Below are 22,352 nucleotides of genomic sequence, written 5' to 3'. Positions count from 1 at the left end.
GGAAGGCGGCTCAATTAAGGTCGCTTTCTCAGAAAGAAAAAGGTAATTACATGAGTCAATTTTATTTGGTGCAGTCTTATTAGCAGGATTGATTCCGAAAGGTGAGATTCTGCAAGGAGGTTTAATGTTGGAAATTGTTGGGATTGATCTTATTGATATAAGTTCTAATCTTCCTTTTCTTGTTAATATGAATGTTATTTTTGTTGGAGGAATTTCAGTTGCTGTACCAACGCTTATTTCTCCCATTGGTAACCTAGCCGAAGAATCTCGAGGGGTAGCTGTGTCATTATATGCTATTTTGTGTATTGGTTTTTTTATCTTTTCTTGTAAGAATGAACGAAAAATAACTCCTGTAAATGTGTCCGATAAAAATTTATGAAAGAAGTTTCATAATTTTAGACTTTAATACAGGATATAAAATATCAGTAAGGAGGGAAAATTGTGTCTATGTTAAATGAGATAAAAAGAATTTTAAAAGTTAACGGAAAGCTATTAACTATAGAGTTTCATAAAGAAAAGACACCAATGGGCCCACTAGTTGACCATAGAATATCAGAAGAAATATGTAATAGTAATGACTTTAAAACTATAGATAAAAAAATCCTTAGTTGAATTGATTTAGCTAAGGATTTTCTTATTATATAAATATGTCTTTAAGTTGAATTACATACATTGTTTTATATGGATTTCATAAATATGCTTGACATAATATATATTTTAAATTATTATAGACAATATAAATGATAATGATTTTCATTATCGATACCAAATTGCATAAAGGTACTATGTAACTTTGGTATCTTTATAGTTAGTGAGGATTTAAACAAAAAGGCGGTGGGATATAAAGAAATATAAGGATTAAGTACATATAAATGCTGATATTCAATCAAGTTTCACACATGGAATTATCTAATAAACTAGCTTTCAAAAATAGGGAGGAAAAAATGTTGAAGTTTAAAAAAGTTCTATTATCAGTATTAGTTTTAGTAGTAATAATAGCTGTTGTAGGTTGTGGGGTTAATAAGACGCCAGAAGCTTCTCAAAATGAAGCTGCTAGAGTAGTTGAACATGCTATGGGTAAAACAGAAATAAAGGGTACACCTATAAGAATTGTAACTCTATATCAAGGTGCTACTGATACTGCAATTGCGTTAGGGGTTAAACCAGTAGGAGTTGTTGAATCTTGGGTTGAGCCTCCTGTATATAAATATCTAAGAGATGACCTTGCAGATGCTGTAATCGTAGGGGAAGAGACACAGCCAAATTTAGAAGAAATCGCAAAGCTTAAGCCAGATTTAATAATTGCTTCAAAATTACGTCACGAAAAGATATATGATCAGCTTTCACAAATTGCTCCAACAGTAACTCATGAAACAGTTTTCAAGTTTAAAGACACAGTTAAACTGATGGGACAAGCAATGAACAAAGAAACAGAGGCGCAAAAGCTACTTTTGGACTGGGATAATAGAGTAGCAGACTTCAAAGCAAAGATTTCTGCGAAACTAGGAAATGAATGGCCAATAGAAGTGTCCGTGCTGAACTTCAGAGCCGACCACGCTCGTATTTATGTAACAGGTTTTGCTGGTGATATTTTAAATGAGCTTGGGTTTGTGAGATCTGAAGTCCAGAAGAAAGCTGCTGAAGAAGGAAATGTTGTTCTTAAGCTGACTACCATGGAAAGCATTCCTTCCATGAATGCGGAGGTGTTTTTCATCTTTGCTGCAGATGCTCATAATGCAGATGCCAAAGCCATTCAAAGGACTTTTGACGAATGGACAAATCATCCGCTCTGGAAGAACTTAGAAGCAGTAAAGAATAACCGTTTCTATACTGTAGATGAGGTCGCATGGAACATGGGTGGAGGTTATATTTCAGCTAATACGATGTTGGATCAGATTTATGAGCATTTTGGTTTAGACAAATAGAAGTCACCTTTAGTTGAAAATTGGAGTAAAACTTATTGAGCTCTACTCCAATTTTGATTTCTCATTAATAGCAATTGTTTTTGAAAGAGAGATAATTATGAATCCATTATTAACAAAACCAAGAGGAAAAATTGGGGGTCTGATGGCGGGCCTGGTTTTTTTAGGCTTAGTATTTATATTAAGTATGACACTGGGACAGGTTAAAACTCCCATAACAACATTGATAGAAGTCTTAATCAACTTTAATCCATCTTCTACTGAACATATTATTATTGCTACAACTCGGATTTCCAGAACCTTTATAGCCATACTGATTGGAGCTAGCTTAGCAATAGCAGGCGCATTGATGCAGGCTTTAACAAGAAATCCCTTGGCTTCTCCAAGTATTTTCGGAATTAATTCGGGTGCATTGTTTTTTGTAGTGTCTGCTACAGTATTTTTATCAATCAGTTCTTTGTTTCAGCTGATGTGGATTGCGTTTATAGGCGGCTCAATTGCAGCAGTGATGGTTTTCTTTCTAGGTTCACTTGGCAAGGACAGCTTATCTCCAATCAAAATCATATTAAGTGGTACTGCGATTACTGCCTTTTTCAGCTCTTTAACCCAGGGACTGTTGGTATTGGATGAACAGAGTCTGGAAGGGGTGTTGTTCTGGCTGGGAGGCTCAGTATCCGGAAGGAATCTGAATATGATTTTGCCTATCTTGCCCTTTATGGCTGCAGCTGGCGTTATAGCATTCTTATTAGGCAATTCGATCAATATTCTCACCTCTGGTGAAGATATCGCCAAAAGCTTGGGTCAGCGTGTCTTATTGATAAAGACTATAATGGGGATTGTGATAGTTTTTTTAGCAGGGGGATCTGTGGCAGTAGGAGGAGCAATTGGGTTTATTGGTCTGATTGTACCTCATCTGGTTCGTGCAGTGGTAGGCATAGACCATCGTTGGATAATACCCTACTGTGCTGTCTTCGGAGGAACCTTATTGTTGTTGGCAGATATAGTTGCCAGACTTGTCATTATACCTGAGGAAATGCCCATAGGAGTGATGACTGCCTTTATAGGAGTCCCGTTCTTCATCTATATGGCAAGGAGAGGGGCATAATTTATGAATAAGTATAAAATAATTCGAAGCAAATCTGATAGAGTATCTATATTGATAGAAAACAGAGTTCTTATTGTGATGGCTGCTTTATTGGCTTTGACGCTGACCTTATTTATATTGGGCTTGTCTGTGGGAAGCATAATGATTCACCCAGTTTCAGTAATAAGGTATATCACAGGTATTAGTAACGGTGAAAATACATTTGTCATTGAAACCCTAAGATTACCTAGAATGACTCTTGCTTTACTTGTAGGAATTTCTCTTGCAGTATCCGGTCTGATTCTACAAGGGCTTGTGCGCAACCCGCTAGCATCCCCTGATATCATTGGGATCACAGGTGGGGCTAAGGTGTCAGCAGTATTCTTCATTACGTTTTTCTCAACTGTAAGCGTAAAGTGGCTGCCCGTCGTAGCGATTATTGGAGCGGGAGTAGCATCTTTCATCATTTATGCTTTGGCTTGGAAGAAGGGAATAAGTCCTATTAGACTTGTGCTTATCGGCATTGGGATAGAAGCGGGGATGGGAGCTATGGTAACCATGATGATCGTGCTGAGCCCCACATATTCTACAAGCGAAGCATATATTTGGCTGACTGGAAGTGTTTATGGAGCCAACTGGAGAGATGTTTACACTATGCTGCCATGGGTAATGTTTTTTGTTCCTATTTCGATATTGATGGCAAGAAAGATCAACCTTTTAGAGCTGGGAGATGACTTAGCTTTGGGAATGGGTTCCCGTGTCCAGCTGAACCGATTTCTACTGACTTTTATTAGCGTAGCCTTAGCAGGGTCTGCAGTAGCTCTAGCGGGAGGAATAGGTTTTGTTGGTCTTATTGCACCTCACATTGCTAGGAAACTGGTAGGGCGTGCATTTGAAAGCTTAGTGCCGGTGACAGCCTTAATAGGGGGCTTGACGGTAATGCTGGCAGATGTAGCTGCTCGAACAGTGTTTTTACCATTGGATTTACCGGCTGGAGTCTTTGTATCAGGTATGGGAGCGCCATTCTTTATTTTTCTGATCTATAGAAATCGAAATATGTAATTGATGATATAAAGATATAAAGGAGTTAAAATAATGAGCATTTTACAGTCAAGCAAACTTACCTTAGGATATAATGATACAATTATTATTGATGAATTGGACCTAAAGATTCCTACTGGCCAAATCACTGTTTTTGTGGGAGCCAATGGTTGTGGAAAATCCACGTTGCTGCGTTCTCTTGCGCGTCTTCTAAAACCGAAATCGGGTCAAGTGCTATTAGAAGGTGAAGGATTTGATAGTTTATCAACCAAAGATATTGCCAAACGGCTTGCAATATTACCTCAAGGACCGATAGCACCAGAGGGACTAACGGTAATGCAGTTAGTCAAACAGGGAAGATATCCTCACCAAAGTTGGCTGAAACAATGGTCTCGTGAAGATGAAAAGATAGTGAATCAAGTTCTTGAAGCTACTAAAATGAAGGATTTGGAAGACAGGAATGTGAACTCCCTATCTGGAGGACAAAGGCAAAGGGCTTGGATTGCTATGAGCTTAGCTCAAAAAACTGATATCATCTTGCTGGATGAACCAACCACGTATTTGGATTTGGCCCATCAAATCGAAATTCTGGATTTATTGTTTGAGTTAAATGAAGTAGAGAAAAGAACTATTATAATGGTGTTGCACGATTTAAACCTTGCCTGCAGATATGCTCACAATATTGTAGCGATTCAAGATAAAAAAATCTATGCACAAGGAAAGCCGGAAGATATTATTACGAAAGAAATGGTTCGTGATGTCTTTCATATGGATAGTGAGATAACTGTAGATACCTTGTTTGGAACGCCATTGTGTATTCCGTACGGAAAAGGCAGAAAGTTGAAAAATGAAAACAATAGCCTAAGGGCCATTTAAATAAATAATAGGTACCTCACTTTGTCTTAACTTGCCTATGCACTAACTAGAACACACCCTCCATGTGGAGTGTGTTGCGTTGATAGAGAGGAAGTAGCTTGGTAGTAAGGCTTTTATGAGTTTAGGGCTAATTTTAAGATGTATTTTATGTTCCCTCAGACTAGTACTTGAACTTTGCATCATAACTTTCTTGAATGAATATTTCTGAAATAATGATAAAGCTACCTTGGGTACAAGGAAAAGCAGCACTAGCTTTTAGTGCTGTTTTATATGTCAAATTATACTACTCAATATTAATTAACATAATGGTTGATTCCTATTTCCTGCATAATTGTGCTTGAAAAATAACAAAGGGGGCTGTCGCATTAAGAAATTGGACTACAATATATTGTTTTAGAATTTAAAAATCTAATACAATATATTGTAGTTTTTATTCTTTGTGCGACACCCCCTTTTAAATTATATTTTCCAGATGTAGATTCTAAAAGGGAGTAAATTTATAATGAACATTAAGGACAAAGAGAAATTTAAATTAAGCAATTGGAAGAAGATGAAAGACAAAGGCAAAAAATTATATATTTGGAAAACCGAAGTTTTATATAGGGGGTTTTTAATAGGTATAGTATGGGCATTGTTATTTCAGATAACAGAAGAAGGATTTAAGTTTAATAGTCTAATGCATTTAAGTTTTTTAAGACGACTTTTAATAGGCATAGTTATCTTTTCAGTTGGTGGATGCTTTTATGCACTTTTAACATGGAGAAAATATGAAAGAAGATATACCAAAGTTAGTATGGAAGTAATTAAGGAAATATTTTCTCCGAGCCGAAAATATAAAGCAGAAGTCATTAAACGTGAAGATGGCTTATTTCATGTGGATGTTTGCAAATGGGACGAAGAATGGGAAACTTGGTTACAGGTTTCAAGGGGATTTTCTCTAACAGACACAGAAGAAAACGCTATAAAAATTGCTATTGAAAAACTTCGTAATTCTTCTGGAGAAGCCACTTAAAATTATTATACATTGTATAATAGTGTAAGCCGATAAGACAGACTTGTAATTAACTGTATCTGTAGGATTTGAGAATAGGAGGGTATACATTGGGTTGTACTATATTTTATAAGGGAAAGTTAAAGAGTGAATACACTTTTAATGATATAGTTTCTATTGTTCAAAAGCATGCCGAAACTTTTGAGTGTTTATTGAATATAAAGGAAAATATAGTTGAAATTAAGTTTTGCAATGATAAGAGTGAACCTCTCGTTCTAGGCCTTGAAGATACTAAAATAGATGGATTTTGCAAGTGGAATGGTGATATCGAAGAAGAATACTACAAAATACTCGACATGTTTATTGAACTAAAACCCTTATTTAAGCCATTTAGGATTGAAGATGATTTCGGGATATGGGAAAATTATCTTGTTCAAAACAAGCCATGTAAAATAATAAAACGTTCCATATGCACAGAGCAGGAACAAAAACTTCTACAACGCATTATTAATAATACAGAAAAAGGATATTCTGATATAGAAATGGAAGTATTAGATATTATGTACCGTCATACGGAGGTGGCTCCGTTTAGCAAAAACATTTGCCGTTTAATAGTACAGGATTTTATAGAACTATTTGATATAAAATCCTTGTCATCTGAAAAGCACAGTCAAATTATTAAAGCAGCAAATTAGCTGCATTGTATGGAATTGTGTCAAATTTTTTGAATTGTCATAGTGGGACTACTAACTCAAAGCATGCAGAAATAAATAAATTTATGGCAAAGTCTATTTCACACAATAATCCCTTTGTTTTATCAAATTTGGGAGCTGATATAGAACTTGAACTGCTGATTTCAGTACTCAACTACTTGGGATTTAAGTATGAAATAAAATGTAAACATAATTTGAAGTTTAAGTAGTTCACCCCTTCTTGTATGATGAAAAATCGTAAGAATTTGTGAAGGAATCTATGAAAAAAAGTTTAACGGTAATGATAACAATTCTCTTGTTTATAGTTTCATTAATATTTTTACTCATTGGCATTTGGAAAAATATTAATATAGCGAAAATTATAGGATTAATGCCAACCTAATTTAATATCATTAAAGGGTTTAAAAGGCGGAATAATGGTAAATGAGGATAAGCAAATTTGAAAGACTTGAAAAAAGGAAGGATTCAATAATAGGAAAGAGAAGAAGAAAGGGATAATAGAGGAGAATAATGAGCCTGTAGATATTAAAACTTTTAGTAAGTTAGGAAAATTTATCTATAGCTCCTACAGGTTTTATAGGTCTATAAACTTTGAAATTTTATTTCAAATTTCATCGTGAACTGTCTATACTTACAGGTTATTCGTAAATATGATATGATTAAAGTGTTACTTATCTTATTCTAAATATTAAAATAAAAGGTGAAGATATGAGTAGAAGAATTCTTATTGCTGATGACGAAAAGGAAATAATTGAATTGATTGAGCTATACCTCCAAAAGGAAAACTATGAAGTAATTACAGCTTTTAACGGCCTTGAAGCATGGGAAAAGGTAAAAAGTTATGAGATTGATCTTGCAGTTATAGATATAATGATGCCAGGCACGGATGGGTATCTATTAGTACGTAAAATAAGAGAAAAATACAATATACCGATTATTATTCTATCAGCCAGGAATACAAACAATGATATCATACTAGGTCTTGGCCTTGGAGCAGACGACTACGTAAGTAAGCCCTTTGACCCATTAGAACTTTTGGCAAGGATACAATCACAGCTTAGAAGATTTTATCAACTTAACAACAAAAGCAAAAAAGAAACGAAACAAGAAACTAAGATTGAATTGAAAAATATTATTATGGATACGGAAAGCTGTACTATATTCAAAAATGGTATTGAGATTTCTTTAACTTACACCGAATATAAAATTTTATACATGCTTATGAGAAGCCCGGGACGAGTGTTTACAAAAAAGCAAATATTTGAAAAGGTGTGGGATGATTCATATTATACCGATGATGGTACAATAATGGTTCATATAAGTAACTTAAGAGACAAACTTGAGGAAGATGTGAAAAATCTAAGGTATATAAAAACTGTAAGGGGCTTAGGATACAAATTTGAAGCTCCATCCAGATTACAAAAAGGTGATAATAATGAGGAAAAAAATAAATAGTCTTCATGCAACACTAGTTAATAATTATATTGTTTTCCTTATTCTAATGATTGTCACATTGTTTGCTGCAGTGGTTTTTATATATCTTATCACTACACAAAGTATTACAAAAACACAAATACCTTCAGGTTTATCCGCCAGCCACATTGCAAAAACTGATTATAGAAAAATTGATGCTAAAGAAATAAATAAATTAAATGGATGGGTAGAAATAATTGAGAATTATAAAATTGTTTATCTTATTGGAAATAAGAGCGATAACAATAATATTTACTCCCAAAAAGATATCGAAAATTTTTATAAATCAGGTTATATAGAAAATGGATACTTGCATTCAGCTGCATGGTTCCAAGGAGAAGACAGAAAAAATTATATATGCTTGGTAAAAATACCTCGGAAGTCTTTAAACGCACGATATACCTTGTTTTTCACAATAAATGATCCCATTGAAGGGTCAAGTAAACGCACTTTATTGTTTGTTTTAGAAAGCTTTTTAATTATTGTACTGCTGCTAATAATAAATATTTCCTTATACAGTAAGATTACTTACAGAAAGTTTACTAAACCTTTGGAACTCATTACTGCAGGGATAAAAAAGATGGCAAAAGAAAATTATGAAACCAGGCTGGATTATAAAGCGGAAAAAGAATTTGTGGCAATAAGAGATGCCTTTAATGATATGGCCGATAAGCTGCAGGCATCAGAAGCAGCAAGAAAAGAAACGGAAGAAAGAAAAAAACACATGTTATTAAATATATCTCATGACTTAAAAACACCTATAACCACTATATGTGGTTATGCCAAGGCATTAAATGCAGATATGGTTTCTGAAGAAAAAGACAAAAAGAAGTATCTGCAGTATATAATTGATAAATCAATAATGGTTAATAATCTCATAAATGAATTGTTCACATATACAAAACTAGATATGCAAAGCTATCCATTAAAAAAAGAGGTTGCTGATTTTTCAGAATTTTTAAGAGAAACTATAGCTTCTCTCTACATGGAGATGGAAGATAAGGACTTTGAACTTAATTTAGATATACCGGAATACGAAATAAGTTTTAGCTTTGCAAGTGTAGAATTGTATAGAGCAATAACAAATATATTAAATAACTGCCTGAAGTATAATCCTAAGGGGACTGTAATAAGCATTAATTTAACAGATGAGGAAGAGAAAGTTATTCTAACAATTCGTGATAATGGTATTGGTATGTCCGAGGAACTTCAAAAGAATGTATTTAATGAATTTATCAGGGGAGATGCTGCAAGACAAAGCGATGGTGGTACCGGGTTAGGGTTATCTATTGCAAAAACCATTATTGAACTTCATGGAGGCAGTATCATGTTAAATTCTCAACTGGGTAAGGGGAGTGAATTCATAATTACTGTAGGCAAAGGGAAATAAAGTGGTTTACCGTAACCTGTTTGATATGGATAAATAAGTACATTATGGTAGACCACATATTCTATAAAATTCAACACGAGTTACGTGGAGTGCGTAGTCTTGATAGAGCGGGTTTAGAACAGTTTCATTCTCCCTCAAACTGATTAGTTTGGGGGATTTTTATTACAAGCTTGTGTTTTTACATAGAAATAATCTTTAGGAAATCTTAAGGTTCTCTTTATGTGGATTAAAAAATGCAGGATTATAATAAAAATAAGAAAAAAATTCTATATGGTTTGTAGGCATTTTATGGGTCTATAAACAGCCGGTAAAAGACTTCTCTCTGGAGATGAAGCAAAGGCTTGGAATTGCAAGGGCTATTACAACGAAACCGGAATTTTTAATGCTGGATGAACCCGTCAATGGAATGGATCCCATTGCTAATTTCCAGCCATATTTTAGGGGAGATCGAACAAATAGCCGACACAATCGGCGTGATTAATAACGGAAGATTAGTAGAACAGGTTTCTATGAACAGTATCCGAGACAAGAATACTGATTATACTGTCCTTTGCTGCCGTAGGAGCGATCATTGCCTATTTGAGCATAAGAAATATAGAACATAGGGATGTATGCAATTAAGCAGGGGGTAGATGTTACGATATTTTAATGGGAGGAATGAATGATGAAAACATTGAACAAAACTGACTTAAAGGTAAGTCTTATTTTTACTGCCATAGGAATACTAGCGGGAGTATTTTTGGGACTTTTTCAGATTGATACTATTAAAGCAGACCCCAAACAAATGGAGATTGTGTTGAAACAGCTGCCGAGTCTTGAATTGTTAGTGGTTGTATCGATGCTTCAGACGGGATTATATGCTTTCTTATGCAGCTTTTCTGGGCTGAAATTGGCAAGAAAAGTGAATTTGGGTTCACCAATGATAGAGTCATTATTTTACAAGCATGAAAAGAAAATTCCTATCATAAGAAGCGGTATTATTGCAAGCACTGTGATAGGTATTTTATCTGCTGTCTTGATAGCTTTTTCTGATAAATTTATATTTCAAAATCTTATGCCACAAATAAAACCTTCAGCAGGCTATGTGTTTTCACCAGTATACTTTTTCGGCAGTGTGTTATACGGCGGTATTATCGAAGAAGTTATAATGAGACTTTTCTTTATTTCACTTATTGTGTTTGGACTTAATAAATTGTTTGCAAATCAGGGAAATAATAGTATAGGCACAATTTTGATCAATTGGGGGGCAATTCTGTTGGCAGCGCTGCTATTTGCTGCCGGTCATCTTCCTGCAACCGGGCAGCTTTTAGGCTTAAGTACGATTACTATTATAAGGAGTTTTGTGTTAAACGGTTTGGCGGGTATAGGATTCGGTTGGCTGTATTGGAGAAAGGGATTTGAATATGCTGTAATAGCTCATATGCTCACACATATGGTAAATCAGCTGATTTTAATGCACATATTGTATTAATTTTCAAGATTCGCCATTGGCGAAGTATTAAGGAGGAAGGATTATGAAAAAATCATATTGGATTATGGGCGGAGTTTTACTTGTTTCAGTTATCGCGTTTTTTGGTATAAAGCTGTTTGGAACTCCAAAGCCCAATGCAGAGAATGTACTGAAGTTTATCCAGAATCATCCTGAAAAAGCTTCTCTAACTATTATCCATAATGACAAAGTTATTGCAGATTACAACTCAAAACAGATGATGCCGTTAGCCAGCGTAGTGAAAATTATGGTGGCCGTCGAATATGCCGAGCAGGCAGCAGCGAGAGTCATCAACCCGGATGAATTGGTCAAGCTGGATGAATTGGAACGCTATTATTTGCCGAAATCGGATGGCGGTGCCCAGCCGGAATGGGTGAAAAGCCTCAAGGAACGGAAGGTGGTAAAGGATGATTCCGTTTCTTTGGAAGAAGTAGTCAAAGGGATGATAGAGCCCAGCAGCAACGCCAATACAGAGTACTTAATGGAACGATTGGGTCTGGATAATATAAATGACAATATTTCCCAACTTGGCCTAACACAGCATGAACCGCTTTATCCTTTTGTTTCCAGCCTTCTTATACCTTATGAACTGATGAAAAAGTATCCGGATTTGCCGCAAAAAGAGAAGGTGACAAAGGCTAAAGAGGAACTTAAGAATATGACAGCAGAGCAGTTCAGGGCGATGGCTGCGGATATACATGAAAAGCTGAAAAATGATGCAGATGGATCTTATAAAAAAGTAGCGGAGATTGCCAACTGGTATGATGAAGAGTTCGACAGGATGAATTCGGACAGGTTAATTGCTTCAACAACCAGTGATTATGCCTCACTTTTGATGAAAATCAACAGCCGCAAGTTTTTCTCGCCTGCAGCTCAGAAGTACCTGGAGAAGGTAATGGAAACACCTATGGAGAGTCCAGGCAACCAGGCTTTGTTTGAACACCTGGGATTTAAGGGTGGTTCAACTTCGTATATTATTAACACTGCGGCCTATGCTACCGACAAGGAAGGCAACCGTATGGAGATAGCCTTATTCACCAATAACTTGGAACCTCAGGAACTCCAAAATCTCCAGGCAAATATGAATGAATTCATAAAGAAAATCTTCATTGATCCAGCTTTTCTGGCAAAAGTGAATGAACAACTTTTTTAGTTTCTGTCCGATGAATAGTCAAAAAAAGCTGAAAGAATGGTCAACTGATAATAAGCAATTTGTAGTACAGGATACAAAGTATTACATACATCACTATCATCCAGAAATCATTGTTGATGAGATAGTTGATATGATAAATACAAAATAGATTTACATGGGATATATGGAATTTGGTGCCATATATTTAAACTCACCATGGTCTGGTATGGGTAGCATGGCAAAGTTTTGCTACAGTTGCGTTGAGAATACTTATTGTTTGGGCTTTATAACAATACTGGAAAAAGCGTGATGAGTTCAAACATCTATATAAAAACCACCTTCCTGATGAGAATGTTCATATCTAATTCACATCAAGAAAGTGGCATTTATTATCTTAATATTTTCTATAAGTTACATTTTAAATTAGCTAAAATATAATATGAATCTAGTCTAAATACATTTGTATTGCATCTATTTCATTACCAAAAGAACCTGCATAACCATTATTACTATCAGCTGTATTGTATCCGGTTACATATGGCAGCCATGTATTAGTTGTTCTTAAATGAACTCTGTAATGAATAGTTCTTCTAGTATCAGTTTTAACCATTAAGCCGTCAATAGGTGAGGTCAAGATGCCTGCGTAATCACTTCTGTTTGCTACTTCAGGTAACCAGCTTCCTCCTTTAACATGTACTTTGTAATATATATTTCCGCTTGATAAATTAGCATATACACCAGTAACATCGTGTCCAAATATTCCTGCATAATCTTGTGTATCGGTAACATTACTTAACCATGCATTATTAACATCATCATAAGTTTGATATGTTACACTTATATGGCTTTGAGATCCAAGAGTACTCCAAAGGCCACTATAATCAGTAGGTGCATTATTATAAACAGTATTACCAGGTGCAACTTTACCCTTATTTACTATAGAAGTTGTTTTATTTGGGTTAATGTAAAAAGCATTAAATGAATATGTGTTACCAAATTTTGAGAAATAAGTAGTAAAAGAGCTTGTCTTCCCTTTATAAACACCTATATCAAAGTGGTTAGCATATACTTGTGCACCGCCACTACCAGTTCCACCTATTTTATAGAAATCGGTTCCTTGTGCAATAACAGTACCATTGTCCATATATGATTTCCAAGTAGAATAATTGCTTCCATGCATAAACTGAACAGTCATATAATCTAAAGTACCATCTGGATAATATACTTTATCTGTACTTTGGAATAAACATACACCATATGATAAGCTAACGTTTACAACTTTCCCAGTAAAAGGGGCAAATGCATATGTTCCACCAACAGCGTCAATATGATTTGAATTTGAGTGAGAGTAACTTTCATAGGCTATTTGTGTAATATTCATTGAGGGAATTGGATACCAAGCAGATTCATAAGCTGATGCTATGGTAACGTTACCAGATTTCATTAAACTAAAACCAAGCAATAATGCTAGCATAAAAAAGAATGACATTAATTTTTTCTTCATAATTATTCTTCCTTTCTTTTTAGATTTATTTATGATCCTAGGATAAAAATAATTTATAATATAATAAGCTTAATATATTTTTTAATTAATTTAAATATATTATAACATTTTGGGTATTATATGTAAATAATCAATGTAAAAATTTATGATTTAATACAATATATAACATAATTGCATATACAATAACAATTTCTTTGCCAATATGAGTAAAAGAATGGTAAAATATATAAAGATATGTATGGCGGGATATATTCTCTTTTTGCCGAGCAGTATTCGATGTGCATATAGAAAACATGTGTATTGCTGTGTTATGCTAAAAAAGCTGAAAAATAAATTTCTGTGAGTAGAGGTAATGTTTAGTATGAATGAAAAGTTAACAAAAAATGCCGACGCATGCTATAGGATAGCTGAACAGAGGGCTGTTAATTATTTTAAATCACTTTATGATCAGATGATGCAAAAGTCGTATGTTCCTATTCTAACAAAACACATACAGTGGTGGAAGCATAATCATATCCATCATAATTCTTTATTATATTTTTTTTCATGTAAAAAGAGTAAACCTGATCCAAAGGATTATCATGCTTATATTCAATGGCTGAATTATACAGGTAAACTGGATAATTATCTAGATAGAAGCATTTCTTATATTTTTATGCGAGATTTAGGCAAAGACTTATGCTTACCTGAAACACAGACACGAATTCGATCTGTAGTTGACGATTTAAAGAAATATCTAACAGGTTTTAGTGGAAGAAATCAAGGAGAAAAAAATGATACCATTAGTATGGCTGGACTCTATCGCAGAGCACAGAAGGAAGGCATTGAATCTACTATAATTTGGTTGATAGAGAAGCTTAAGACTGTTTCAAATAATATTCCAAAGGGAATGGATGCTGAACAAGCACAGCGAAAACTTATTAAAATCATTGCTGGAGTAATGATGCATCAAGTTGAAGAGATGGGTGATCACATATCCTCTGAAGAGCGTTCTCGTAAGCTTGACGATGCTATTAGGTTAGGCTATTCCTATGGACTCACATATCCTTTCATTGACGATCTTTTGGATTCTAAGGTTTTATCAGCTAAAGAGAAAGAAGAATATTCCAATTTGATATGTATTACACTTGTCACAGGAGTTGTACCAGAATTGAGCAAGTGGTATGGAGATAATATAGATCTTATACGATATATTCATTCAGAACTCAAAGATGCTTTTGAATATATTAAGACACATCAGTCATCAGAGAGAGTAAAGTCATTTTTGGAGGAATCCTATGTGTTTTTTAATTCTCAGGAAGTAGATCGAGTAAAAAATTTATCTAATACTAATTACACTAATGAAGAGCTATATATACCAGTTATTTTAAAATCATCCTCTTCTAGATTGATTGCTCGATCCATAATAAGCGCTTCTGAGGATGAGGGCTTTGATAATAGAACCTTTTTTTATGGCATCTATAACCAGCTGGCGGATGATTTTGCAGATATGTTTGATGACATGAAGGATGGGGCAGTTACGCCATATACCTATTACATTAGATACCATGGTAAACGTTCCGATCTTATTAATCCATTTGAGTTATACTGGACGGTGATTTCCAATTTAATTAATAATGTGTATTACTCAGACAGTAAGACCTGTGAAGTAATTCTTGATCGTGCAATTAACGGGCTAAAAAGATTTAAAATACGAATGGGAACCCAAAAGTATAATGAAATTATGGAGTTGTTTGCTCCTAAAGATTCTGAATTTAATAATCTAATTCAAAACATGGTTGAAAAAGCTGATGATGTAGATTTCTTTGATAAACTTCTTCGGGACCATATGATTACTATCCTTAAGAATGAACGTAAAGAACGAGAAGACTTTTTAGATACTGTGGAAAAATTACAAAACAAAATCAATAATATGTTAAATATTCCTAAGACAGAGAACATTTCTTTGATAAATGAGCAAATAATTGACGCTGCAAATTACAGTCTAGAAGGTGATGGGAAGCGTTTGAGACCAATAGTGGCTTGGGTCATGGGCATTAAGGAATATGGATTAAGTGAGTCGGCAATCCTGCCCCTTATGAGATCATTGGAGTATATGCATACTGCATCACTGATCTTCGATGATCTTCCATCTGAAGATAATGCATCAACACGAAGAGGACGTCCAACCCTGCATCAAGTATACGACGTTGCTACAGCAGAATTAACCGGTTTGTTTCTGACTCAAAAGGCTATTGAGGAACAAGCATCTCTTAATCAGTTTGATTCAAAAACTGTGCTAGATTTGATTCAATATTCTACTCAAATAACAGAGAAGGTATGTAGAGGACAGAATATGGACTTGCATTCAAAAGGAAAACGATTGACATTAGAACAATTGAATATGATGGCACATTATAAAACAGGAATAGCATTTGAAGCTTCTCTTATAATGCCTGCTATTCTTGCTCATGCTAAGGAGACGGAAATTGAGGCTTTGAAAGAATTTGCTCATCATGTCGGCATTGCATTTCAAATTAAGGACGACTTACTTGATGTTGAAGGAGATCCTATGTTAATCGGTAAAGCAATAGGAAAAGATACTGAAAACAATAATTCCACCTATGTGTCAATCCTAGGAAATGAAGGAGCTAGAAAAGAGATGTGGGAACAGTACTGTCTTGCATTAGAATCGCTTCAAAGGGTACCACTTAATACTACTTTTTTAAAGCATTTATTGAATTATATCGTTAACCGAGATCATTAGAGATTGATATACCATAAGGCTTTCAAAACCGTTGGTCAATATAAGACTGACGGTTATTTTCATGGGAAAAAATTCTTGACATTATGTTATCAATAGAAATCCTCAAGATGAAATTAATAGTAAAATGGATAAGTTAAGTAAGCAGGAGCTATCAGAGTCGTTTTGTCAATTTATTATTTCTCTTTTATCTGATTTTGAAGAATATCTATCTAAAAGTGAAAATGTAAATATTATTGAAGATAAAGTTGGATTCAGAAGTTACCCATTGTATTTATCTGACGAGGAGTTTATGGAAATGATGGGTGAAATCCATACCAGTATCAGAAAAAGACTTGAAAATAAACCTTCTAGCAATAGAATACTTAGAAAATTTTCTACAGTAAATACGCCATATAAGCAAGACCAGACAATTATATAACACCATGGAAGCTTATACTGTCTATGATTTATAATTGGTGGTCTGCGATTTTTATCCCCTTCGGAAAACATAATGTTGTATTCGTATCTGCTCCAATGATACACTGGCTAGAAGCTATGGTAACATATGATACAACTAACGGAGTATTATTCTCAGCAGATGCTTTCGGGTCTTTCATATCATTAGACGGAAGATTATTCAATGACGAAGTTAACCTCTTATTTTCAATCTAATAAGTAAAAAAGCAGTCTCAAAGCCCTATAACAAGCCATTCCTTTTTCTTATGGATGAAAATTAAAAATTTTTTTAAAATTAGGGTTGAAAAGTGAACTAAATTGGTGTAGTATAAAACTATACGGTTTTGGTAAACATTTCACGGAGATATTTTAATCATGCTTAATGCAGTAAAACTTATTTATTAGATGGCTTCTAAATGTAAAAAATCAGATGAGCCGTCTTGGTTTTAGGGGTTTTGCTTGCGACAGCTCATCATTGAACTACATTCATGAAACCGTATTAATTAGGGGAGGTGTATTTATGTTTTTTAAGACTACGGAGCAACATGAAAATCTAAGGGCAAAAATCAGACAATTTGCTGAAGAGGAAGTTAAACCTATTGCATTTATGTTGGATCAGGAAAATAAATTCCCTTCAGAAGTAGTTGAAAAGCTAGCTGATATGGGTGTTATGGGTATCCCATATGCAAAAGAATACGGCGGAGCAGGCTTAGACGTAATAAGTTATGCAATCGCTGTTGAAGAATTATCAAGAGTAGATGGGGGTACAGGAGTAATTCTTTCTGCTCATACATCATTGGGTACATATCCAATTGCTGCCTATGGAACAGAAGAGCAAAAGCAAAAATATTTAGTTCCACTAGCAAAAGGAGAAAAACTTGGTGCCTTTGGTTTAACTGAAGAAAATGCTGGTAGTGACGCTGGAGGTACTGAGACAACTGCTGTATTAGATGGTGATCATTACATCTTAAATGGTGAGAAGATATTCATCACTAACGGCGGTGAAGCTGATATTTACATTGTTTTTGCAGTTACTACACCTGATATAGGTACTCGCGGAATCAGTGCATTTATCGTTGAAAAAGGTTGGGAAGGATTTACTTTCGGTCAACACTATGACAAAATGGGAATTCGCTCTTCTGCAACTTGTGAACTTATTTTCAATGATGTAAAAGTACCTAAGGAAAACTTATTAGGTAAAGAAGGAGAAGGCTTCAAAATTGCAATGTCCACATTAGACGGTGGTCGTATCGGTATTGCGGCTCAAGCTCTTGGTATAGCCCAAGGTGCTTATGAGAATGCACTAGAGTATTCAAAAGAAAGAGTTCAATTTGGAAAACCAATATGTCAACAACAAGTTGTTGCTTTCAAGTTAGCTGATATGGTTACAAAACTTAGAGCAGCTAGATTACTTATATATAGTGCAGCAGAGTTAAAAGAAAATCATGAAAATTACGGCATGGAATCTGCTATGGCTAAACAATACGCTTCTGATATTTGTCTTGAAGTTGTAAACGATGCTGTCCAAATATTTGGAGGAAGCGGATACCTAAAGGGTATGGAAGTTGAAAGAGCTTACAGAGATGCTAAGATTTGTACAATATATGAAGGAACTAATGAAATTCAACGTGTAGTTATTGCTGCTAATATCATCGGTAAAATGCCCAAGACAGAGCAAGTTGGGAAAGTCACTAAAACTGGACCCGCTACAGGTTACCGTAAAAAAGTTGTTTTCAAAACTGGAACTGCTGAAGAAAGAGTTTATGCTCTTGTGGATGCGTTAAAGGCAGATGGATATGACTTCACAGTTGGAATTCCTATAGATACTCCTATAACAAAAGCTGAAAGAGTAGTCAGTGTAGGTCAAGGTATAGGAGCAAAAGAAAACATGAAGCTTATAGAAGATTTGGCAGTTCAAGCTGGTGCTGCTATAGGTTCTTCTCGTCCAGTAGCTGAAACACTTAGATATGTACCAATAAACAGATATGTTGGTATGTCAGGACAAAAATTCAGAGGAAACCTTTATATTGCCTGTGGTATTTCAGGTGCAGGTCAACACTTAAAAGGTATAAAGGATGCTTCTACAATTGTAGCTATAAATAACAATCCTAATGCAAAAATATTTAAGAACGCAGACTATGGTATAGTTGGCGACTTAATGGAAATATTACCAATACTTACTGATGCTTTAGATAACGGAGAACCAAAGAAAGAAGCTCCACCAATGAAGAAGATAAAGAGAGCTGTTCCTAAGAAGGCTGCTCCAAGCTGGAAATATCATGTATGTAACGGATGCGGCTATGAATACGATCCTAGCGTGGGTGATCCTGAAGGAGAAGTACTTCCAGGAACATTATTTGAGAATCTACCTGATGAGTGGACTTGCCCTGCTTGTGGTGAAGAGAAAGATGTATTTATAGAAGTTTAATTTTTATGATAATTAAACAAAATAAGTGTTTTGGTGTAAAGGAGGATTAAGTCTATGTATTGTGTTAGAAATGTAACAGAGGATCTTTATTGGGTTGGTGGCAACGATCGTCGCCTTGCCTTATTTGAAAATATACATCCAATTGAAAGAGGTGTTTCCTATAACTCCTATCTGCTTTTAGATGAGAAGACTGTATTATTTGATACAGTGGACTGGTCAATTTGCCGTCAGTTCCTTGAAAATATTAAAGCAGTTCTAGGGGATAGAACTTTAGATTACATGGTAATTAACCATATGGAACCAGACCATGCAGCTTGCATTGAAGAAATAGTTCTTCGCTATCCAGATGTAAAAGTTGTCTGTACAGAAAAAGCAGCTATGTTTATGCACCAATTTGGTTTTGAAATAAGTGATTTGATAATACAAGTAAAAGAAGGAGACACTATGTCCTTCGGAAAACATAATGTTGTATTCGTATCTGCTCCAATGATACACTGGCCAGAAGCTATGGTAACATATGATACTACTAATGGAGTATTATTCTCAGCAGATGCTTTCGGGTCTTTCATATCATTAGACGGAAGATTATTCAATGACGAAGTTAACTTTGACCGTGATTGGATTGATGAAGCAAGAAGATACTATACAAACATTGTTGGTAAGTATGGTCCTCACGTTCAAGCTCTTTTAAAGAAGGCTGGAACTATCGACATTAAAATGATATGTCCACTACATGGACCAGTATGGCGTAATGATTTTGGATATATTTTAGACAAGTATATCAAGTGGAGCAGCTATGAACCAGAAGAAAAAGGTGTATTAATTGTTTATGGAACAATGTATGGAAATACTGAAGCAGCTGCTAATGATTTAGCAACAAGATTAGTTAAAAAAGGAATGACAAATATAGCTATGTATGATGTTTCAAAAACCCACATGTCATACTTAATTTCTGAGTCATTTAAATACAGCCATATAGTTCTTGCATCAGTAACATACAACCTAAAGATTTATCCACCAATGTTAGACTATATAATGGACATGAAGGCATTAAATCTTCAAAAACGTACATTTGCTATAATGGAAAATGGATCATGGGCTCCTCAATCAGGCAAATTAATGCGTGATCTTATAGAAGAAATGAAAGAAATGACTATATTAGATGCTGATATAACAGTTAACTCAAGCTTAAAAGAAGATGATGCAGATTCAATGGATGCTATTGCTGACAGCATTATAGAATCAATGAAGTAATTTTAAAAAGAATGTGAATTTAGAATCAGCTCATGATCTAATTCATGAGCTGATAATTTTGAGTATGCTTTTTAATATTAAATCTATTTTAAATTTTTTATGGGAAAATTAATTGGTATTAATGGGTTATGGTTTACTTTTATAAAAAGAACGGTTTTTTCAGATAATATTGTTGTAGTTTTCAGTAAGTTTAGACTTAGGGGATAAATCTCCTAAGTCATTTTTTAATAAAATACTATTTAAATAAATCCTCGTAACCATCAACTCGGTTTCTACCATTATTTTTACCATAGTAAAGTGCTTTGTCTGCATTTGAAATACATTGTTCTATACCGATACTGTCATCATATTTACTTACTCCAAATGTCATTGATAATTTAATTTCTACTTCCTTATGTTTTATAATCGTGTTTGCAATTGATGTCCTTAGTATTTCAGCTTTATTAATTGCTTCCTCATATTTAGTATTGTGCAATACTATTAAAAATTCTTCTCCACCCCATCTGGCTATAATATCATTACAATTAATTGAATTTTTTATTATATGTGCCACGTTAACAAGAACAGTATCTCCTATACTATGACCATAAATATCATTTATTCTTTTGAAAAAGTCAATATCTGTAATAATAATTGAAATTAGTTCTTTATTATTTGTCTTAGCTAGTAGTTCACTAAATTTTTCAAAAAATCCTCTTCTATTAAGTAGTGAAGTTAAAAAGTCATAAGAAGCAGATTTGTGTAAAAGACTTTGTGTTAAAGCTAATTCTTTTACGAGTCCTTTAAGATTGGTTTCAGTTTTTTTTCGTACATAAATTTCATAGCTTAATAATAATAGAAATGCACCTATTATGAATATAGGTAAAGTTGATATAAATGTTTCTATCAGAACTTTATCCACAGGTAAAATACAATATAAGGCCCAAGGAGCATCTTTAAAGCTTAATTTATAAATATAGTTATCCTGCCATTTAGCAACTTTATCTTTAGGTAGATCTTTTAATGCTTTTAACTGGGATTCTGTATACTCTGAAAGTAAATCATTTAGATTTAGCAGTTTAGTTTCCATCTCATGGTTATCAAAATTGGAACCAATAATTTGATTATATTCATTTAATAAAAAGGCATTATACTTTGATTGAAGAATATAGTTTAATTTGTTTACAGTAATGTCTATGGATACTACACCTAAAAAATTTTGATTATTATAAATTGACTTGGATATGGTTACCATGTTACCTTGACCAGCAGCATCATTATATATAGGTGTCCAAAAATGAGACTTATTTTTATTTACATTAGGTAACCCGCCAATAAAGAACTCTTTTTCTAATAAAACATCATTATAAACAAATTCTTTTGAGGAAATCCAAGGATAAATATTCATAAAGCCCTTTTTACTTGTATAATATATCCAAGTAATACCGGGTAAGGTTTTGTATATAGAATAAAAATACTTGTTATAGTTTAGGGCAAGATTTAGTTCTTTTATTGATTCAGAATCTATTGGTATGTAACCTTTACCTGTTAGATTTCCAACATAATTTGAATATCCTTTTACAGAAGCGCTATCAAGAGAATAGTAATTATTTGACTTGTTGTAATTTAAATCCTTAAGATATGAATTTGTATCGTGAGTATTTGACGTCATGTATTCATTACCATATATAGATAATATATCAATATAATCACAACTCAATTTAATATATTGATTTACTCTGTTTTCTGTAGATATTGCGGAATTAGTAAAATCATTAATAGAATATTGCTTTTTTAAATTGAAGTAAAACCCAGCAGTAAATACAATAATTATAATAATAAATGTTTGCCTAATTTTACTCATACTAAAACTCCTTAAAAGTTTATTAAGACTA

General features: G+C 34.0%; 20 protein-coding genes and 1 pseudogene. 19 read left to right on the top strand and 2 right to left on the bottom strand.

What is annotated here, in order from left to right; translation table 11 throughout:
* The first annotated feature begins 127 nt into the window (after positions 1-127).
* From CLHOM_RS07940 to CLHOM_RS18305, 14 genes are all read left to right on the top strand, one after another.
* Positions 128-379, top strand: a complete 252-nt coding sequence (locus tag CLHOM_RS07940) for a hypothetical protein (RefSeq protein WP_052221165.1) — start codon at positions 128-130, stop codon at positions 377-379.
* 62 nt (positions 380-441) lie between these two features.
* A complete protein-coding gene (locus CLHOM_RS18310) occupies positions 442-612 on the top strand; it encodes a hypothetical protein (protein ID WP_161803209.1) in 171 nt (56 codons plus the stop codon).
* Positions 613-872: 260 nt separating this feature from the next.
* Positions 873-1,925 (top strand): ABC transporter substrate-binding protein, encoded by a 1,053-nt coding sequence (locus CLHOM_RS07935; RefSeq protein WP_242846751.1) that lies wholly within the window; start codon positions 873-875, stop codon positions 1,923-1,925.
* Positions 1,926-1,938: 13 nt separating this feature from the next.
* Positions 1,939-3,027 carry a FecCD family ABC transporter permease gene (locus tag CLHOM_RS07930; protein WP_200903906.1) on the top strand — a complete coding sequence of 363 codons (1,089 nt, stop codon included), beginning with the start codon at positions 1,939-1,941 and terminating at the stop codon, positions 3,025-3,027.
* 3 nt (positions 3,028-3,030) lie between these two features.
* A complete protein-coding gene (locus CLHOM_RS07925) occupies positions 3,031-4,068 on the top strand; it encodes a FecCD family ABC transporter permease (protein WP_052221162.1) in 1,038 nt (345 codons plus the stop codon).
* Between the two features lie 33 nt (positions 4,069-4,101).
* On the top strand, positions 4,102-4,923 hold the full coding sequence (locus CLHOM_RS07920) for an ABC transporter ATP-binding protein (RefSeq protein ID WP_052221161.1): 822 nt from the start codon (positions 4,102-4,104) through the stop codon (positions 4,921-4,923).
* A gap of 502 nt (positions 4,924-5,425) precedes the next feature.
* Positions 5,426-5,935 carry a hypothetical protein gene (locus CLHOM_RS18495; protein WP_200903905.1) on the top strand — a complete coding sequence of 170 codons (510 nt, stop codon included), beginning with the start codon at positions 5,426-5,428 and terminating at the stop codon, positions 5,933-5,935.
* 89 nt (positions 5,936-6,024) lie between these two features.
* Entirely contained in the window at positions 6,025-6,609 is a 585-nt protein-coding gene (locus CLHOM_RS07910) for a hypothetical protein (protein WP_052221160.1), read from the top strand.
* A 726-nt stretch (positions 6,610-7,335) separates the two neighbouring features.
* Positions 7,336-8,082: a response regulator transcription factor gene (locus CLHOM_RS07905; protein WP_052221159.1), complete on the top strand. Its 747-nt coding sequence runs from the start codon at positions 7,336-7,338 to the stop codon at positions 8,080-8,082.
* Positions 8,063-9,490, top strand: coding sequence for a HAMP domain-containing sensor histidine kinase (locus tag CLHOM_RS07900; RefSeq protein ID WP_052221158.1), 1,428 nt, complete (start codon positions 8,063-8,065; stop codon positions 9,488-9,490). Before CLHOM_RS07905 ends, CLHOM_RS07900 begins: the two co-directional genes overlap by 20 nt.
* A 328-nt stretch (positions 9,491-9,818) precedes the next feature.
* Positions 9,819-9,971 (top strand): ATP-binding cassette domain-containing protein, encoded by a 153-nt coding sequence (locus tag CLHOM_RS18955; protein WP_479723121.1) that lies wholly within the window; start codon positions 9,819-9,821, stop codon positions 9,969-9,971.
* Positions 9,972-10,154: 183 nt separating this feature from the next.
* Entirely contained in the window at positions 10,155-10,961 is an 807-nt protein-coding gene (locus CLHOM_RS07895) for a CPBP family glutamic-type intramembrane protease (RefSeq protein WP_052221157.1), read from the top strand.
* A 43-nt stretch (positions 10,962-11,004) separates the two neighbouring features.
* Positions 11,005-12,132: a serine hydrolase gene (locus tag CLHOM_RS07890; protein ID WP_052221156.1), complete on the top strand. Its 1,128-nt coding sequence runs from the start codon at positions 11,005-11,007 to the stop codon at positions 12,130-12,132.
* 10 nt (positions 12,133-12,142) lie between these two features.
* Positions 12,143-12,280 carry a hypothetical protein gene (locus CLHOM_RS18305; RefSeq protein ID WP_161803208.1) on the top strand — a complete coding sequence of 46 codons (138 nt, stop codon included), beginning with the start codon at positions 12,143-12,145 and terminating at the stop codon, positions 12,278-12,280.
* Between the two features lie 276 nt (positions 12,281-12,556).
* On the opposite strand, the gene CLHOM_RS07885 is transcribed toward CLHOM_RS18305, so the two are convergent.
* Entirely contained in the window at positions 12,557-13,615 is a 1,059-nt protein-coding gene (locus CLHOM_RS07885) for a hypothetical protein (protein ID WP_052221155.1), read from the bottom strand.
* Positions 13,616-14,069: 454 nt separating this feature from the next.
* Here CLHOM_RS07885 and CLHOM_RS07880 point away from each other — a divergent pair, with 454 nt between their 5' ends.
* The 5 genes and pseudogenes from CLHOM_RS07880 (at position 14,070) to CLHOM_RS07860 (ending at position 20,478) form a co-directional block, all read left to right on the top strand.
* Entirely contained in the window at positions 14,070-16,361 is a 2,292-nt protein-coding gene (locus tag CLHOM_RS07880) for a polyprenyl synthetase family protein (RefSeq protein ID WP_242846750.1), read from the top strand.
* A gap of 124 nt (positions 16,362-16,485) precedes the next feature.
* Positions 16,486-16,779, top strand: coding sequence for a helix-turn-helix domain-containing protein (locus CLHOM_RS07875; RefSeq protein WP_052221153.1), 294 nt, complete (start codon positions 16,486-16,488; stop codon positions 16,777-16,779).
* A gap of 59 nt (positions 16,780-16,838) precedes the next feature.
* Positions 16,839-16,994, top strand: a pseudogene (locus tag CLHOM_RS18670) (oxygen-binding di-iron domain-containing protein); the annotation flags it as partial.
* 322 nt (positions 16,995-17,316) lie between these two features.
* Positions 17,317-19,224 (top strand): acyl-CoA dehydrogenase family protein, encoded by a 1,908-nt coding sequence (locus CLHOM_RS17870; protein WP_074782915.1) that lies wholly within the window; start codon positions 17,317-17,319, stop codon positions 19,222-19,224.
* Between the two features lie 54 nt (positions 19,225-19,278).
* Entirely contained in the window at positions 19,279-20,478 is a 1,200-nt protein-coding gene (locus CLHOM_RS07860; RefSeq protein ID WP_052221151.1) for an FprA family A-type flavoprotein, read from the top strand.
* Positions 20,479-20,713: 235 nt separating this feature from the next.
* Here CLHOM_RS07860 and CLHOM_RS07855 read toward each other — a convergent pair whose 3' ends face one another.
* Complete coding sequence (locus CLHOM_RS07855) at positions 20,714-22,321, bottom strand: sensor domain-containing diguanylate cyclase (RefSeq protein WP_052221150.1); 1,608 nt, start codon at positions 22,319-22,321, stop codon at positions 20,714-20,716.
* Positions 22,322-22,352 lie beyond the last annotated feature (31 nt).

The sequence above is a fragment of the Clostridium homopropionicum DSM 5847 genome (genome assembly GCF_001263795.1).
GTDB classification, from domain to species: domain Bacteria; phylum Bacillota; class Clostridia; order Clostridiales; family Clostridiaceae; genus Clostridium_H; species Clostridium_H homopropionicum.
Note: the sequence above shows the minus strand (reverse complement) of the source record. Positions and strands in the feature narration are given on the sequence as shown.

What these genes read in the sequence shown, in the direction of transcription:
- CLHOM_RS07935 (WP_242846751.1), top strand. Translation starts at nt 873, where the DNA reads ATGCTGATATTCAATCAAGTTTCACACATGGAATTATCTAATAAACTA.
- CLHOM_RS07925 (WP_052221162.1), top strand. Translation starts at nt 3,031, where the DNA reads ATGAATAAGTATAAAATAATTCGAAGCAAATCTGATAGAGTATCTATA.
- CLHOM_RS07920 (WP_052221161.1), top strand. Translation starts at nt 4,102, where the DNA reads ATGAGCATTTTACAGTCAAGCAAACTTACCTTAGGATATAATGATACA.
- CLHOM_RS18495 (WP_200903905.1), top strand. Translation starts at nt 5,426, where the DNA reads ATGAACATTAAGGACAAAGAGAAATTTAAATTAAGCAATTGGAAGAAG.
- CLHOM_RS07905 (WP_052221159.1), top strand. Translation starts at nt 7,336, where the DNA reads ATGAGTAGAAGAATTCTTATTGCTGATGACGAAAAGGAAATAATTGAA.
- CLHOM_RS07900 (WP_052221158.1), top strand. Translation starts at nt 8,063, where the DNA reads ATGAGGAAAAAAATAAATAGTCTTCATGCAACACTAGTTAATAATTAT.
- CLHOM_RS18955 (WP_479723121.1), top strand. Translation starts at nt 9,819, where the DNA reads ATGAAGCAAAGGCTTGGAATTGCAAGGGCTATTACAACGAAACCGGAA.
- CLHOM_RS07895 (WP_052221157.1), top strand. Translation starts at nt 10,155, where the DNA reads ATGAAAACATTGAACAAAACTGACTTAAAGGTAAGTCTTATTTTTACT.
- CLHOM_RS07890 (WP_052221156.1), top strand. Translation starts at nt 11,005, where the DNA reads ATGAAAAAATCATATTGGATTATGGGCGGAGTTTTACTTGTTTCAGTT.
- CLHOM_RS18305 (WP_161803208.1), top strand. Translation starts at nt 12,143, where the DNA reads ATGAATAGTCAAAAAAAGCTGAAAGAATGGTCAACTGATAATAAGCAA.
- CLHOM_RS07885 (WP_052221155.1), bottom strand. Translation starts at nt 13,615, where the DNA reads ATGAAGAAAAAATTAATGTCATTCTTTTTTATGCTAGCATTATTGCTT.
- CLHOM_RS07880 (WP_242846750.1), top strand. Translation starts at nt 14,070, where the DNA reads ATGCAAAAGTCGTATGTTCCTATTCTAACAAAACACATACAGTGGTGG.
- CLHOM_RS07875 (WP_052221153.1), top strand. Translation starts at nt 16,486, where the DNA reads ATGGATAAGTTAAGTAAGCAGGAGCTATCAGAGTCGTTTTGTCAATTT.
- CLHOM_RS17870 (WP_074782915.1), top strand. Translation starts at nt 17,317, where the DNA reads ATGTTTTTTAAGACTACGGAGCAACATGAAAATCTAAGGGCAAAAATC.
- CLHOM_RS07860 (WP_052221151.1), top strand. Translation starts at nt 19,279, where the DNA reads ATGTATTGTGTTAGAAATGTAACAGAGGATCTTTATTGGGTTGGTGGC.
- CLHOM_RS07855 (WP_052221150.1), bottom strand. Translation starts at nt 22,321, where the DNA reads ATGAGTAAAATTAGGCAAACATTTATTATTATAATTATTGTATTTACT.